The sequence below is a fragment of the Streptomyces sp. NPDC029122 genome (genome assembly GCF_055569445.1).
Genome location: NZ_JBVHWK010000017.1, coordinates 98,884 through 112,165, shown reverse-complemented (window position 1 = coordinate 112,165; position 13,282 = coordinate 98,884). Strand labels below are relative to the sequence as shown.

The window sequence follows — 13,282 nt, the reverse complement described above, 5'->3', positions numbered from 1 at the left end:
GGACTGAGCGCAGCCGCTGCTGCGGTGCTAGCAGGCCGGACTCCGGATGGGAGTGGGGCCAGGTCTTCATGTTCCGGTGCATCAGTTGTCGATCACCTGCTGAAAGATCGCGGAGAACTCGCCGTTTTCGATCAGTCCGGCGATCACGCCGGTCATGTTGTCGATGCCGGCATCCCTGACGATCAGGCCGTCCGACGCCCAGAAGTACCGGCCCCCGAGGGCTTCGCCGGTCCCTGCCCAGAGTTTCATCAGGCGCTCGACTTCCGCGACGGTGAACGCGGTCGCGGTCCAACGAGATCCATCCTCCAGAGTCACGAAGACATCGACGTTGCAGACCTCGTCCAAGTCCTCGCCGCCGCTGGGCAGGAACAACGCCTCGAAACCCTCCGAACGGACCCGGTACCAGGGCTCGTCCCACCCTCGCTCGACCAGTTCAGACGACGTGCTGTGGCTCATCGCGCGAGTGTCCCTGGTCGAGGCGTCGATCTCAACCGAGATCCCTGCCGCACTGCCGCCACCCGCGGCCAGAGATGGGGCGTTCGTCGTACACAACTGGGGAAAGAAGTCCGCACGCCAACACCTCCGTCGCGGACGGGCGCGCGGACGTCCGAGCCTCGGGAGAGCAAGGCGCGGGCGGTGGCACCGCCCTGCCGACCGGTGGCTCTGGTGACCGGGATGACGCGGGGGTCGGACACGGCAGGCTCCCGATGACATGCCGCGCACGTCCAACATTCTTCAGATGTGGGAAGTGAGGCCGGTGACCGGGTCGTGGGAGATCAGTGTCGGCATCCCCGGGTCATACCGGACGGTTTCACCGGTCATCAGGGCCCGTCGTTGAGTGGCCGTCGCGACCTCGACCAGGAACCGCAGCACGGAGGCCACCCCCGTCTCGTCAAGGACGTCCTCGGGCCAGACGGAGAACTCGATCTCCTCCTCGTCGCAGGGCAGGGCGAAGAACCACACGGGGCCGAAGCGGGCCCGGAAGGCGAAACTCGTCCCCCGGCCCTCCGGCTCGTCCGCCCAGACACGGAAGAGGTCGGCGAAGGCCGGACGCACGGGATCGAGCCGCGCGTAAGGGTGCTCCACCTCGGTCTCGTCGGCTACGACACGCAGGCGTTCGAGGACCGCGATCCACTCGACGCGGGTCGTGTCGAGGACCCGAATGTCCCTCAGGCTGCCGTCGATATGGAAGACATCGCACATCCACGGCTCGGGCAGACACCGCGCACGGGTACCGTGCTCACCGGCGTGGACGTTCTCGTGCGTCAACTCGATCCGCCGCCTCACGTTCGTCTCTCCCATGGCGCCAAAGTAAAAGGCCACCACTGCGCGGAAGGACCTGCCCGGCCGGCTCAGGGGGGTGATCATATATTGCGGGTCCTGCAACATCACAAGGTCCCCGACAGAGCCGTGTGTATGAGCAGACAGTCCTGTGATGGGATGTCGGCCCGGCACGCCGGGCTCACACCTGATCAACAACACGGCCTACGAAGTGCTGAGCAAACTGCCGAGGAGCAGTGGCTGGTCGAGGAGGCCGAGTGGGAGCGCCTGACCCGACGGCAGCCCGCGGGTCACCCCGCACCGGCCCGCCCCCGTCCGGCACCCCCGGACGGGGGCGGAGGTCCGGTTCAACCAGTCCGACCAGTGGCACCCGGCCGCGCTCGGCGATGAGGCGGCGGCCGCGCCGGCCCGGCTGATGCCTCCCGAGCAGCTGCCCCAGCCGGTCACCTTCGCCGACGGCGAGCCGATCCCGGCCGAGTACGTGGTGCAGGCGCGCGACCGCGGTCTGGCGACGGCGGTCGATGTGGACTGGCGGGCCGGTGATGTCATGGTGATCGACAAGATCCTGGGCGGTCACGGCCACCGGCCGTACACCGGTCCGCGCCGGCTGCTGGTCGCCATGTCGGACTGAGCGACCGGGCCGGCCGGGCGGACCGGGCGGCGGCGCGGGACGCCGGACGACTGCAGGAAGAGATGGGGTGGGGCGGATGGCGACGGCCGGGGTGAGCGGCGCGATACCGCGGCGGCCGTGGCGGGCGCTTCGGTCGGGCGCGCTGTGGGGCGGCTGCGCGCATCTCGCGGCCGACGGGGCGATCGGCCTGGCGGCCGCGGCCCTCCTGCTCGCGCTGGTGGCGGGAATCGTCCTGCTGCCCGTCGCGTTGTCCGGCGTACCCGTCGTGGTCGCCGCGGGCTGGGCGCTGGGCCGGCTAGCGGCTCTGGAACGCCGCCGCTTCGCCTCGACCTGCCGGGTGGAGATCCCGGCGCCGCCCCGCGTCCGGCGGGTCGGGCCGTTGCTGCCCGCGTTGCGCTCGCTGGCCCGCGACCGCTGCGCGTGGCGGGAGCTCGGGTACTTCGTGACGCTGATCCCGGTGTCGGTGGTGACCGGGGCGGGGGTCGCGCTGGCCTGGGCCGTGCCGCTCACGCTCGTGGCGCTGCCCGGCTACTACGACCGGCTGCCGCGCGGCCGGGCGGCCCTCGGCCCGGTCTCCGTGGACAGGGTCGGCGAATCCCTCGTGGTCTCCGTGGCCGCTGTGCTGTTCGGGGTGTTCGTGTCGCCCGTCCTGGTGCGGGCCCTGGTGGCGCTCGACGCGGCGCTCGGGCGGGCCCTGCTGGCGCCGCCCCGGGATCTCGAGCTCACCGAGCGGGTGGTGCAACTGACATCGAGTCGCGATCTGTTGCTCGCGGCCGTCGAGGCGGAACGCAAGAGGATAGAGCGTGATCTGCACGACGGGGCGCAGCAGCGGCTGGTGGCCGTGGCGATGACGCTGGGCCGGGTGGTCTCCCGTCTGCGCAAGTCGGGTGACGAGGCGCCGCGGGAGATCGTGGAGGGCGCCCGCGAGGACGCCCGTGCGGCCATCACGGAGCTGCGGGAACTGGCCCGGGGTCTGCACCCTCCCGTGCTCGGCGACCGGGGCCTGGGCGCGGCGCTCACCGCCGTCGCGGCCCGCGCACCCGTACCGGTCACCGTGGACGTGCAGGCGGAGCCGCGGCCCCCGGCCGCCGTCGAGTCCGCGGCCTACTTCGTGGTGACGGAGGCGCTGACCAACGTCGCCAAGCACGCCGGAGCTTCCCGGGCGTGGGTGGAGATCCGCCGGGACGCCGACCGGCTCCGTGTGATCATCGGTGACGACGGTGCGGGCGGGGCGGATCCGGCCCGCGGCAGTGGGCTGGCCGGGCTGGCCGGGCGGGTCGCGGGGATCGACGGCACGCTGACGGTGACCAGCCCGCCGGGCGGCCCGACTCTTATCGAAGTGGATGTGCAATGCGGGTAGTGATCGCGGAGGATTCCGCCCTGTTGCGGCACGGCATGGTGCTGCTGCTGGGCGAGGAGGGTTTCGAGGTGGCGGCCGCGGTCGGCGACGGTGAGGCCCTTCTGGCCGCCGTGGCGGAACACCGCCCGGACGTCTGCGTCGTGGACGTCCGGATGCCACCGACGTTCGTCGACGAGGGGCTGCGCGCGGCCCTGGTGATCCGTAGCCGCTGGCCGGGGACCGGGGTGCTGGTGCTCTCCCAGTACGTGGAGGAGCGGTACGCCTTCGACCTCGTGGGCGAGAACACCGGCGGGATCGGCTACCTTCTCAAGGACCGTGTCTCCGACGTGGACGACTTCGTCCAGACGCTGGAACGGGTGCGGGCGGGCGAGACGGTGCTCGACCCGGAGGTCGTCAAGCAGTTGCTGACACGCAGCCGCCGGCAGGACCCGCTGACGGCGCTGACGGCCCGGGAGCGCGAAGTACTGGCGCTGATGGCCGAGGGCGAGTCCAACGCGACCATCGCGACGACCCTGACGATCACGCACAGCGCGGTGGGCAAGCACATCAACAACATCTTCGCGAAGCTGGACCTGCCCAAGGAGGACGGCGGCGGGCACCGGCGCGTCCTCGCCGTCCTGCGCTACCTGGGAGCCTGAGATCCGTACGTCAGCACGTCCGGCGTCGGCACGGGAACGCGGGTGGGCCGTCGGCGGCGGCCTCGCGCTGCTGGTCGTCACCGTGGCCTGCGCCTGCCTGGGCATCGTCGCCCTGCTCGCGGCCCCCCGCGGGTTCGAGCAGGCGCTGTGGGCCGATGCCGCGGGCAGTTCCCTGCTGGAGGTGGAGACCGAGGGCACCGCCGTCTCGCTGCGGCCGGGCACCGATTCCGATGTACGGGTCGCGGCGACGGGCACGTGGTCGGGCCCCCGGCCCGAGGTGTCGGTCGGCGCGGAGGACGGCCGGGTCTCCGTGCGGGCCACGTGCCGCACGGGCTGCTCCCTGCGGCTGGACATCGCGGTCCCGGCGGGGCTGGCCGCCCGGGTCGGCGCGGGCTCCGGTGCGATCTCCGCCAGTGGTCTCGCCAGCCCGCTCGATCTGCGGACGGGCACCGGGACCATCGACGTTCGCGGTGCGGCCGGTCCCGTCGGGCTGCGCACCGACTCGGGCACCGCCACCCTCACCGACAGCCGTTCCTCCCGGGTGTCCGTGGAGACCTCCCGGGGCGCGGTGCGGGGGGACTTCGCCGAACCGCCCGTCGCTCTCGAGGTGTTCACGGACACCGGCGCGGTCGATCTCTCCCTGCCCGCCGGCACGGAGTACGCCGTCGAGACGCACAGCGACACGGCCCCGATGATCTCCCTCCCGGTCAACCGCACGGCCCGGCACGCCGTGACCGTGCGCACCGGCAAGGGCGGAATCCGCATCCACTGAACCCTGGGGGTGGTGCAGGCACCACCCCCACAACTGATCCGCAGTTCATTGTTCCGCGATGGGCCGGAAGGTGTACTTGCCAACATGACCGTTACACGATTCGGTGTCGAACTCCGCTCCGTCGCAAAGACCTACCGTTCTGGACCCGAGCCCGTCGTGGGACTCGACCGGGTGAGCCTCGGCTTTCCGGTCGGCACCTTCACCGCCATCATGGGGCCGTCCGGATCCGGCAAGTCGACGCTGCTGCGCTCGGCCGCGGGACTGGAGGCCATCGACAGCGGAACCGTGCTCGTCGGCGGCACCGAGCTGGGCGGTCTGGGCGACCGGGAACTGACCGTGCTGCGCCGCGAGAAGATCGGTTTCGTCTTCCAGTCGTTCAACCTCCTGCCGTCCCTGACGGCCGCTCAGAACGTCGTGCTGCCCCTCAAGCTGTCGGGCCGACGGCCCAAGAAGTCCGAGGTGCTGGCGGCGCTCGAGTCGGTCGGCCTGGCCGACCGGGCCCGGCACCGGCCCGGCGAGCTGTCCGGCGGCCAGCAGCAGCGCGTCGCCGTCGCGCGGGCGCTGATCAGCCGCCCCGCGGTCGTCCTGGCCGACGAGCCGACGGGCGCCCTGGACACCAAGAGCGGGCGCGAGGTGCTCGGTCTGCTGCGCGCCCTGGCGGACGACGGCGACCGCGCGGTGGTCATGGTGACGCACGACCCGGTCGCCGCCTCGTACGCGGACCGCGTCGTCTTCCTCACCGACGGCAGGCTCGCCGGCTCCCTCCAGGCCCCGACGGCCGAGCAGGTGGCCGCCCGCATGACCAGTCTGGAAGCCGTCGCATGCTGAGCGTCGCCTTCGCCACCCTGCGCGTGCGCTGGGTGTCCTTCGTCGGCACCTTCGTCGCGCTCGCCTTCGGTGTCGGGCTGATGGCGACCGCGATCCCGGTGATAGCCGCGACCGGCAGCGTCGTGGACTCCGCCCGGCAGCGCTGGTCCGAGGCGCCGGTCGTCGTCGTCCCGAACAGCACGATCGACGTCGTCGGCACGTCCGGTCAGACGCAGAGCACGGCACTGCCCCAGCAGCCGGGCCTTACCCCGCAGCTCGTGGCGGCCGTCGCCGCGACCGGCCGGGTCGTCGAGGACCACAGTTTCTACGCCCAGCTGGAGGGCGGGCCCAAAGACCAGGTGGGGCGCGGCTGGTCGGCGCACGAGGCCGGCGGCTACCGCCTGGCGGGCGGCCGGCCGCCCGCCGCGGACGACGAGCTCGTGGTGGGCGGCGGTGACACCGTGCTCATCGGCAAGCAACTGCGCCTGACGACCGCTACCGGGCCGCGCACCGCCACCGTCACCGGCGTCACCGACGAAGCGCCGTTCGAGCACGCGCTGTTCTTTTCGGACGGCGCGGCGGCACGCCTCTCCCCGGCGGTCGACGCCCTGGCCGCCTACGGACCGGCCGAAGAGGTGCGCAAGGCCGTGGCGGCGGCCGGGGGCGCCCGTGTCTCCGTCCTGACCGGCAGCGAGCGCGCCGTCGCCGACCCCCACCACCTCGTCCTGCTGGCCCAGATGGACAGCGTGGACACTCCGCTCGGTCTGGCGGCCGGGGTGGCCGGTTTCGTCGCCGTCTTCGTGGTCGCCGGGACCTTCGCGCTGTCGATCGCGCAGCGCCGCCGGGAACTGGCCCTGCTGCGGCTGGTCGGATCCACCCGGCGCCAGCTGCGCCGCGTGATCTGGTGCGAGGCCGTGCTCGTCGGCGTGCTCGCCTCGGCCGCGGGCGCCCTGATGGGCCCGGCCGGTGCCCCGCTGGCCCGGAACTGGCTGGTGGACCACTCCATCGTCACCCCGGACTTCACGGTGCCGGTGCCCTGGTGGGCGCTGCTGAGCGCCGCGGGCATCGGCATGTTCACGGCGCTGGCCGGCGTCATGGTCTCCTCCGTACGGGCGGGTCGGGTCGCCCCCGGCGAGGCGCTGCGGGACGCGGCGGTCGAACGGACCTCCCGGGCCGGGAACCTGGTGCGCTGGGTTCTCGGTGGGCTGGCCCTGGCCGCGGGCGTCGCCGCCGTCTCCGGTACGGCCGCCGTGCAGCCGGAGGCCGGCTCGAACGCCGCCGCGTCGGCATCCCTGTGCCTGCTGATCGTCGGCGCTTGCGTCACCCTCGCCGGCGTGGTCGCCGGCCCGCTGATCGAGTTCCTGACGGCGCTGCCCACCGCGGCCGCCCGGCGCCGCGACCCCGACGCCGAGGAGGCGGGCGGCGTCGTGTGGACGACCGCCCGGCAGAGCGCGCTGACCGCGGTCCGCCGCACGGCCGCCACCAGCACCCCGGTGGTGATCATCATCAGCCTCGCCGGCTGTCTGCTGGGGACCATCAACACCATCAACGCCGCTGAGGACAGCAACGTCCGCCAGCAGCTCTCCCGTGCGGACTTCGTCGTCTCGCCGGCCGGTACGCCGGGCCTGAGCCGGGCCGTGGTCCAGCGGGTGCAGTCCGTACCCGGGGTCACGACGCTGGTCAGCACGCCCACGATGCTGCTCGCCGACCGCGGCCCCAAGCCCGCGGTCGCCCGCTCGGCGGCAGCCGTCGACGCGGCGGCGCTGGAGTCCCTGGCCGCGCTGAAGGTGTCCGAGGGCTCGCTCTCCGCCCTCGGATCCGAATCCGTCGTGGTGAGCAGCATCTGGCCGGGTTCACCGCACGCCGGTGACACGGTCAAGCTCTGGCTGGCGGACGGCTCCCCCAAGGAGCTGCGGGTCGCCGCCGTGCTGGCACCGGGCAACGACAGCGTGCGGGCGTACGTGGACTCCGCGTACGCGGGCTCCGGCCTGCCGGGCAGGATCACCGTACGAGTGCGGGACGGCGCGGACCGCGCAGGTGCCGCGGCAGCCCTGGAAGCGGCCGTGCACGGTCTGGGGGCCAAGGTGAGCACCCCCGACGAGGTCTCGGCCGCGGCCACCGACGCCAACGCGGAGAGCTCCCGCAACGGCATGCTGGTGATCCTCGGCCTGTCGGTCCTGTACGCGCTGCTCGCGTTGGCCAACACCCTCGTGATGACGGTCAGCGACCGTCGCCGCGAGCTGGCGATGCTGCGGCTCGCCGGCGCCACCAAGGGGCAAGTACTCCGGGCGGTGACGGTGGAGACGCTGATGTGCGTCGCGGCGGGCGCCGTGATCGGCGCGGCCGCCTCGGCCATCAGCATCACCGGCTCGTGGGTGGCACTGACCCGGCTGGTCGGAGAGACCCCGGCGATGGTGCCGTGGGTCCCGCTCGGCGAACTGCTCGCCGTGAGCGCCGCCATCGCGCTGACGGCGGCCGTGCTCCCCGCGGCCCTGGCCCTCCGTGGCGGCGACGGGCGCAGTATCCTCGCCGGGATCAGCGGCGAGGCCGGTTGATCCGCCGGTGCCCGATGGGCGACCGACCGGCCCCGCAGCCTCGATGGCTGCGGGGCCGGTTCCGTGTCCGGGTGCGCGAGCGGGAGGCTGAACCGGTACCGGACTCCGCGGACGGGGCCTCGGCGCGCACCGAGGGGCCTTCCCGGATCTTCATGCCGCCACGGTGGGCGCGCCGGATCGCCGCGTACAGCTCGACCTTGGGCATCTGCGGCATGACCAGGCCCTTTCGCCAGGAGCATCCCGATGCTGCCCTGGCAAGCACCCTGGTGACTTCAAACGCCAGGTTGGTGGCGGCCACCCGCCAGGCGGTGGAGATTCCTTGAGGTGGGGCGGCGGCCGCTCGGGCCAGCGGCAACAGCCCGGTGCCCGTGATGCCGGAACCACCGGGCTGCGGAGGGGTTGGTCAGACGCGGGCGATGAGTGCGTAGCGTTCGTCGGTGACCGGGCCGCCCCACAGGTCGGGGTCGTTGCTGAGGTCCTCCACTCGCAAGCCTGCGACGAGCGGTCGTACGGCGGCGGTGAGGTCTTCGGCGGTGATGCCGCCGTACCACGGCAGGGTTTCGGCGCCTGCGACGTAGGGAACGCCGCTCTGTCCGGCTTCGCGCCAGCGTCCTTCGACCAGGATCAGCAGGCCGCCGGGGCGGAGCCGAGCGGTCCACTGGCGAAGGGCTGCCTGTGGGTCGGGCAGGGTCCACACCACGTGCCGGGAGAGCAGGACGTCGTACCGCTCGTCGCTCGTGGGCGGGTTGGCGGCGTCCCCGATGAGGAACCGGCCCTTCAAGCCGGCCGCCCGCAGCTTCTCCCGGGCCTGTTCGACCATCTTCGGGGCGAGGTCGACGCCGGTGACCTGGTGGCCGGCTTCGGCGACGAGCTTGGACAGGGAGCCGGTGCCGCAGCCCACGTCCAGCACGCTCGCTGGGGTGGCCGGCAGCCAGGAGTTCAGGCGGGCGGCCCAGGCGGCGCGGGTGGGTGCCGCGGTCAGTCCGTGGTCGGGTTCTTCGTCGAAGGCGTCGGCCGCGGCGTCCCAGTAGGCCGTGATGGCGGAGTTCGTCATTCGATGATCCTCTCAGTGGCCACTGACAGCGAGCCGGGCGGAACCACAGCCGCCGGGGAATCAGAATCGGCTGCGCGGTCGGTACGGGTGTGCCAGGTCACCGACCAGAACTCCCCGTCGGCGCTGACAGTTTCTCCGCTAGTGTTGTGAGGCGTGGTGCAGGGCGGTGGTCCATGTATCGATGTCCGCCGCGTCGGCCGGTCGGGGGTCGGCGTCGTAGAGCTGGGCCACCCCTTCCTCGGGGCGGGTGGCGGGGTTGGTAGCCCACATGTAGGTCTCGCCGACCTGGTACTTGTGCTCGGTCTCGTCGCTCTGGCTGACCAGGATCTCCCCGGCCGCGCTGCCCTTGAGGACGCGGTCGACGCGTACTCGGTAGGCGTCGGAGGGAAGGCCTTCGACGGTGCGCCGGCCGAGGTCTTCCAGGACGGTGCCGGTGAACACGGCGGTGGCTTCAGGCGCCACGAGGTTTGGGTTGGTGGTGTCGAAGGCGTGGACTGCCTCGCTCTGCGTGGTGTGTGCGGTGCGGTACTGGTCCCAGCCGAGCCAGGCGCCGCCGGCCAGGGCGGCCGCCGCACCGGCCGAGACGGCGAGAACGAGGATCTTCTTCATGTTCATCCCCACAGCTGGTGGTAATGGGTGCGGTCGGTGGTGGTGATCTGGTCGATGCCGGCGCGCGCAGCCTCGGCGTTGTCGGCCCACATGACCGAGGCGACCTGCGTGCTCTTGTGGCAGAAGCCGAGGGCGTGGCCGAGCTCATGAGTGGCGACGCGGCGCCTGTGCGCGGCGGTCCCGCGGGTCCCGCCGTCGTCCAGGTAGTAGCGATTCATGGTGACGCTGTCCGTGCCTGGTAGTCCGGTCCAGCGCGCCAGGACGTTTTTCCAGTCGCCGCCGCTCGAGCGGGTGTCATTCCACTCCAGGTCGGCGACCTCCGAGGCGGTGTCCGGGTGGAGCTTGACCTGCTTGAGGTTGCCGCTGGTCCACTGGCCTGCCGCGTAGGTGCGGGCGTCATCGAAGACGGTCTCGTCTTCCCAAGCGATCACGCCCGCGTCCACCGACGACCTGCCTTTGGAGTCTTGGCCGGAAGGGACACACCTCGCCGGAGCACGGACATCCGCGGCTGCTGGGAGGGGCTGGGGTAAGGCCAGCAAGACGGACGCGGTGGTGGCCGCAGCGAGGCCGAGAAGCGGGAGAGCCACTCCCCAAACTTACCTGCTGCAAGTGGCCAGGTACAAAGAGTCACTGCCTGAGGAGCTGCGGAGAGCTCCGCTGGGCGTCGCCGGGAAGAGGTATCGACGAGCCCTCCGCCTGGACTCCTACGGGAGCGCCGACCGGCTACGCTCGATGCGCGTCGGCCAGTAGAGCCGGTTCACGTCGAGGGCCACGGCGACGTCTTGGCGTCGCTCTCCGCGGTTCTCCCTCATTTTCGTGAGCACCTTCCCCAGGGGCACCAGCCGGCTGGTGGGTCCCTTCGGTGCGGCCACTGATCACCCCTTCCGGAGCCGGTGACCTGCGGTGATCAGCCGCTCGACCAGGTCGCGCAGCTGCCGGGCGGTGACGGTGGCGGTGTCGTCCCCAGGCGCCAGACGCAACGCGTCCAGCGGCGCGGTCCACGAACTGCGGCCCGGCTCCAGCACGCACAATCGAGTACGGCCAGCCCGGAACGGGGATGTGCTGGTCCTTGCCCCGGCCATAGGTGTGACACAGGATCCTCTGCGGTGACGTGTGGGCGGCCGGCCTGAGCCAGCACGTGACGTCAACGGCCAGGACCAGTCGGCCGTCCGCCGCCCAGGGCAGCGGCACCGAAGCCAGTGCCTGCCGCATCCGGTCCGCGTCGACCCGGCCCTGGGCAAGGGCGGCGTAGAGACTGCCGTGACTATGGCGGTGTTCACCCACCAGCGACAGCTCGGCCAGCGATTTCACCGGTCCGTCACCGCACAGAACCGCATCGGCCAGCTCGAACAGAGCGTCCGAACGGGCGGTGAGACAGGAGCAGAACTCGCCCCCCTTCGTGCTGGACGTGTGTGTTCCTTGGTCGGAGCACATGTTCAGACGAAGGCCGCTTCCGCGTAAGGCGGGTACCGAACCGAGTGTTCAAGTACGACTCACCGTTCGACGCCGCACGTTAAAGATCAAGCTAACTCGATCTTGCATGAGAGTCCGTCAGCTTGCTGACGGACCCTTTCTGCTCGTTCCGAGCGGAGACTGCTGCTTGTGGGCAAACAGACGGCCCGGCTGCCGCGTCGGGTGGGCGCCGAAAAGCGACCAGGTCGTGGTCGCTGAAGGCCTGGGTGCCGTTCCAACGGGCCGGAGGCCCAGTTCGCTGTCGGGCCGGCACAGCGGACAGGCGACCGCGTCAGGGCCGTGAGCAGGAGTTCCCGCACGCTCTGCGCTGTTGCGGGGCGGCCTCGGGTGGTCACCGGCAGTCGCCGGTAGCGTTCCCCGAGTGCGGTCGAGGTCATCACAGCATCACCTCCCCGCAGCCCTCGGGGTCAACTCGGCGCAGCGGATCCCGCCTCCGGGGTGCCACTCCATCGCCGGGCCGGCCTGGTCCCCGTGCTCGACGCACCAGGACACGGGGACCAGGCCGCCGCAGTCGTGCCGGCGGCACGCGCACTCCACCCCCAAGCCGGCGTACGGCACCCCGTGACGGACCGCCCCGCCCGCGTCCCTTCCGCGGCGGCGCCCCGTGCTTGGGTCGGACACGCCAGCGCCCGCAGGCCGCCCGATCCCGAACGGAACCGCTCGACCACCCGCACCCCCCCCCCAGCACCGCCAAAGGCACCGTGCCCGGCGCCGTCAGCCGACACACCAACGCTCCCAACTCCCCCGCCGTCAAGACGGCCGGTTCGTAGGCGTCCTCGTCGGTGGACCAGCCCGACAGCTGGTCCTCCCCTTCGGTGTCGTCGGCGAGGACCAGGTGCGGGAAGTCGAGCCGGAACCGGGACGTACGGCGCCCGGCACCGACCACGGTCAGCGACGCCGACGGCATCCCGATGGGCACCCCGGGAATACCGAAGTCAGCCATGTGGATCCGCCTGTCTACGGGGTACGGCTGTGCCCCGTCGCAGGTCGGAACCGATCCCGGCCTGCGACGTACGCGAGCCCGCCCGTCGTTTCACGGCACTCCCCGCCGCCGCACCGACGCCCTTCACAGCGCCTCCGCCCGAAAATACCTGGTCACACCGGTGATTACCCATCGAACGGGCGTACAGTGGAAGTACCGGAAGTCCTTCGCGCACCGGCTTCCACGCGGGTGCCATTTCCGGCGATCGCTAAGAACCGGACTGCCGACGGGCAGTCCGGGGGCAGGTCCACATCATGACCACAACCCTCGACCGGACCGCGCCCCGCGACCTCGTCGCAGAGTTCCCGGCACGCTTGTCCCTCACTCCGACGACCACCCTCGCCGGCCAGTTGGACGGGGCTTGGTGGCCCTACACCCGCGATCTCGCTACCGAGCTCCCCCCGCTGGCTGCCGCCCTGGGGCAATGCTGGGGCCGCATCACGCGCGTCACCGTGAGCCCCACCCGCTGGCCGGTCGTCCCGCATACCGTTGCCGTGGACGGGCGCGTGCTGCACGTGGGCTGGTTCACCGAACAGGATCCCGACAAGCTGATCCTGCTCTCCTACACCGTGGGACGCTGGGACCTCCTCGTCATCCCGCCGGAGACGGAGCCCGCCGCCGCAGCCCGCCTGATGGCCGCCGCAGCGATCCCCGGCAGCGTTCTCACCGCCGGCGTCCTGATGGCCAACGAAGCCGTCATCGGGCGCGGCATCCGCGACGCCGTGCGCCGGGAAGCCACCTGGGAGGCCGAAGGCGGGGCCTGCATGTCGCCCTTCGGGAGCCCGATGGGCCGAACCCTCCCGCTGCCCGCAAGCCCCTGGAGGTGAGCGACATGGAGACCCTCGTCTTCATCGCGGTGATCATCCTCGCGACCGGTATCGGCATACGGCTGATCCACCTGCTCAACGCCCAGCACGACGCCCGGATCGAGACCTACCGCTTCAGCGACCCCCTGCCGAGACCTCCCGGCCTGCCCGACGACACGGGCCGTCGGGCCCACCACACCGGAGTCGGCCGGTGAGCAACAAGCCTTTCCTCCGACCCGGAGCAGCGGGGGGGGGGGGGGGGGGGGGGGGGGGGGGGGGGGGGGGGGGGGGGGGGGGGGGGAGGGGGGCGCAGG

13 protein-coding genes and 1 pseudogene are annotated in these 13,282 nt (G+C 71.9%); 8 read left to right on the top strand and 6 right to left on the bottom strand.

Annotated elements, in window-relative coordinates; genetic code table 11:
• Nucleotides 1–81: 81 nt before the first annotated feature.
• Both ACZ4WZ_RS20735 and ACZ4WZ_RS20730 read right to left on the bottom strand, forming a co-directional pair.
• Nucleotides 82–456, bottom strand: a complete 375-nt coding sequence (locus tag ACZ4WZ_RS20735; RefSeq protein WP_467892331.1) for a hypothetical protein — start codon at nucleotides 454–456, stop codon at nucleotides 82–84.
• 279 nt (nucleotides 457–735) lie between these two features.
• On the bottom strand, nucleotides 736–1,302 hold the full coding sequence (locus ACZ4WZ_RS20730; RefSeq protein WP_467892329.1) for a hypothetical protein: 567 nt from the start codon (nucleotides 1,300–1,302) through the stop codon (nucleotides 736–738).
• A 394-nt stretch (nucleotides 1,303–1,696) separates the two neighbouring features.
• On the opposite strand from ACZ4WZ_RS20730, the gene ACZ4WZ_RS20725 reads away from it, so the two are divergent.
• The 6 genes from ACZ4WZ_RS20725 to ACZ4WZ_RS20700 all read left to right on the top strand — a co-directional run bounded on the left by ACZ4WZ_RS20725 (nucleotide 1,697) and on the right by ACZ4WZ_RS20700 (nucleotide 8,044).
• Nucleotides 1,697–1,912, top strand: a complete 216-nt coding sequence (locus tag ACZ4WZ_RS20725; protein WP_467892327.1) for a hypothetical protein — start codon at nucleotides 1,697–1,699, stop codon at nucleotides 1,910–1,912.
• A gap of 76 nt (nucleotides 1,913–1,988) precedes the next feature.
• Complete coding sequence (locus ACZ4WZ_RS20720) at nucleotides 1,989–3,272, top strand: sensor histidine kinase (protein ID WP_467892324.1); 1,284 nt, start codon at nucleotides 1,989–1,991, stop codon at nucleotides 3,270–3,272.
• On the top strand, nucleotides 3,263–3,910 hold the full coding sequence (locus ACZ4WZ_RS20715) for a response regulator (RefSeq protein WP_467892321.1): 648 nt from the start codon (nucleotides 3,263–3,265) through the stop codon (nucleotides 3,908–3,910). Before ACZ4WZ_RS20720 ends, ACZ4WZ_RS20715 begins: the two co-directional genes overlap by 10 nt.
• Before the next feature lie 82 nt (nucleotides 3,911–3,992).
• The gene (locus ACZ4WZ_RS20710; protein WP_467892319.1) at nucleotides 3,993–4,682 is read left to right on the top strand and encodes a DUF4097 family beta strand repeat-containing protein; all 690 of its coding nucleotides are present in this window, start codon (nucleotides 3,993–3,995) and stop codon (nucleotides 4,680–4,682) included.
• Between the two features lie 84 nt (nucleotides 4,683–4,766).
• On the top strand, nucleotides 4,767–5,510 hold the full coding sequence (locus ACZ4WZ_RS20705) for an ABC transporter ATP-binding protein (protein WP_467892316.1): 744 nt from the start codon (nucleotides 4,767–4,769) through the stop codon (nucleotides 5,508–5,510).
• Nucleotides 5,504–8,044: an ABC transporter permease gene (locus ACZ4WZ_RS20700; protein WP_467892314.1), complete on the top strand. Its 2,541-nt coding sequence runs from the start codon at nucleotides 5,504–5,506 to the stop codon at nucleotides 8,042–8,044. The genes ACZ4WZ_RS20705 and ACZ4WZ_RS20700 overlap by 7 nt, the downstream gene beginning before the upstream one ends.
• A 403-nt stretch (nucleotides 8,045–8,447) precedes the next feature.
• Here ACZ4WZ_RS20700 and ACZ4WZ_RS20695 read toward each other — a convergent pair whose 3' ends face one another.
• From ACZ4WZ_RS20695 to ACZ4WZ_RS20680, 4 genes and pseudogenes are all read right to left on the bottom strand, one after another.
• Entirely contained in the window at nucleotides 8,448–9,098 is a 651-nt protein-coding gene (locus tag ACZ4WZ_RS20695) for a class I SAM-dependent methyltransferase (RefSeq protein WP_467892312.1), read from the bottom strand.
• A gap of 138 nt (nucleotides 9,099–9,236) precedes the next feature.
• Nucleotides 9,237–9,707 (bottom strand): hypothetical protein, encoded by a 471-nt coding sequence (locus ACZ4WZ_RS20690; protein WP_467892309.1) that lies wholly within the window; start codon nucleotides 9,705–9,707, stop codon nucleotides 9,237–9,239.
• Nucleotides 9,708–9,709: 2 nt separating this feature from the next.
• Nucleotides 9,710–10,138, bottom strand: coding sequence for a matrixin family metalloprotease (locus ACZ4WZ_RS20685; RefSeq protein ID WP_467892307.1), 429 nt, complete (start codon nucleotides 10,136–10,138; stop codon nucleotides 9,710–9,712).
• A gap of 465 nt (nucleotides 10,139–10,603) precedes the next feature.
• Nucleotides 10,604–11,141: pseudogene (locus tag ACZ4WZ_RS20680) on the bottom strand (transposase); the annotation flags it as partial.
• Between the two features lie 1,275 nt (nucleotides 11,142–12,416).
• Between ACZ4WZ_RS20680 and ACZ4WZ_RS20675 the strand changes: the two are divergent.
• Together ACZ4WZ_RS20675 and ACZ4WZ_RS20670 are read left to right on the top strand one after the other, a co-directional pair.
• Nucleotides 12,417–12,989, top strand: a complete 573-nt coding sequence (locus tag ACZ4WZ_RS20675; RefSeq protein WP_467892304.1) for a DUF5994 family protein — start codon at nucleotides 12,417–12,419, stop codon at nucleotides 12,987–12,989.
• Nucleotides 12,990–12,994: 5 nt separating this feature from the next.
• Nucleotides 12,995–13,183: a hypothetical protein gene (locus ACZ4WZ_RS20670; RefSeq protein WP_467892302.1), complete on the top strand. Its 189-nt coding sequence runs from the start codon at nucleotides 12,995–12,997 to the stop codon at nucleotides 13,181–13,183.
• Nucleotides 13,184–13,282: the final 99 nt, after the last annotated feature.

Coding starts and splice junctions, on each gene's coding strand:
- ACZ4WZ_RS20705 (WP_467892316.1), top strand. CDS start 4,767: ATGACCGTTACACGATTCGGTGTCGAACTCCGCTCCGTCGCAAAGACC.
- ACZ4WZ_RS20670 (WP_467892302.1), top strand. CDS start 12,995: ATGGAGACCCTCGTCTTCATCGCGGTGATCATCCTCGCGACCGGTATC.
- ACZ4WZ_RS20725 (WP_467892327.1), top strand. CDS start 1,697: ATGCCTCCCGAGCAGCTGCCCCAGCCGGTCACCTTCGCCGACGGCGAG.
- ACZ4WZ_RS20675 (WP_467892304.1), top strand. CDS start 12,417: ATGACCACAACCCTCGACCGGACCGCGCCCCGCGACCTCGTCGCAGAG.
- ACZ4WZ_RS20695 (WP_467892312.1), bottom strand. CDS start 9,098: ATGACGAACTCCGCCATCACGGCCTACTGGGACGCCGCGGCCGACGCC.
- ACZ4WZ_RS20715 (WP_467892321.1), top strand. CDS start 3,263: ATGCGGGTAGTGATCGCGGAGGATTCCGCCCTGTTGCGGCACGGCATG.
- ACZ4WZ_RS20720 (WP_467892324.1), top strand. CDS start 1,989: ATGGCGACGGCCGGGGTGAGCGGCGCGATACCGCGGCGGCCGTGGCGG.
- ACZ4WZ_RS20730 (WP_467892329.1), bottom strand. CDS start 1,302: ATGGGAGAGACGAACGTGAGGCGGCGGATCGAGTTGACGCACGAGAAC.
- ACZ4WZ_RS20700 (WP_467892314.1), top strand. CDS start 5,504: ATGCTGAGCGTCGCCTTCGCCACCCTGCGCGTGCGCTGGGTGTCCTTC.
- ACZ4WZ_RS20690 (WP_467892309.1), bottom strand. CDS start 9,707: ATGAAGAAGATCCTCGTTCTCGCCGTCTCGGCCGGTGCGGCGGCCGCC.
- ACZ4WZ_RS20735 (WP_467892331.1), bottom strand. CDS start 456: ATGAGCCACAGCACGTCGTCTGAACTGGTCGAGCGAGGGTGGGACGAG.